The sequence below is a fragment of the Nonomuraea sp. MG754425 genome, from assembly GCF_021699195.1.
GTDB lineage: Bacteria > Actinomycetota > Actinomycetes > Streptosporangiales > Streptosporangiaceae > Nonomuraea.
In genome coordinates this window covers 1-247 of record NZ_SSXE01000607.1, presented here as the reverse complement: position 1 = coordinate 247, position 247 = coordinate 1, and the positions used below count along the sequence as shown (strand labels likewise).

Below are 247 nucleotides of genomic sequence, written 5' to 3'. Positions count from 1 at the left end.
GGGGCACGGCGGCATGACGTCGGCGATGCTCGGCTCCGTCACCCACGGCGTGCTGCACCACGCGCACTGCCCGGTCGCCGTGGTCCGCGACGACGGGTGACGCGCCCTCGGCGGCACCGGGCCCCGCCACGCACGCGTGGCGGGGCCCGGTGCCGCCGGAGGCGTCAGGAGAACTCGAACCTGACGGACTTGGCCGAATTCAGGATGCCGTCCCAGCTCTCGCCGGGTACGAGCGTCTTCTGCACGG

At 74.1% G+C, this 247-nt stretch carries 1 protein-coding gene; it reads left to right on the top strand.

The window, feature by feature from the left end:
• The first annotated feature begins 13 nt into the window (after positions 1 to 13).
• Positions 14 to 100, top strand: a complete 87-nt coding sequence (locus FAF44_RS54175) for a universal stress protein (protein WP_272896275.1) — start codon at positions 14 to 16, stop codon at positions 98 to 100.
• Positions 101 to 247 lie beyond the last annotated feature (147 nt).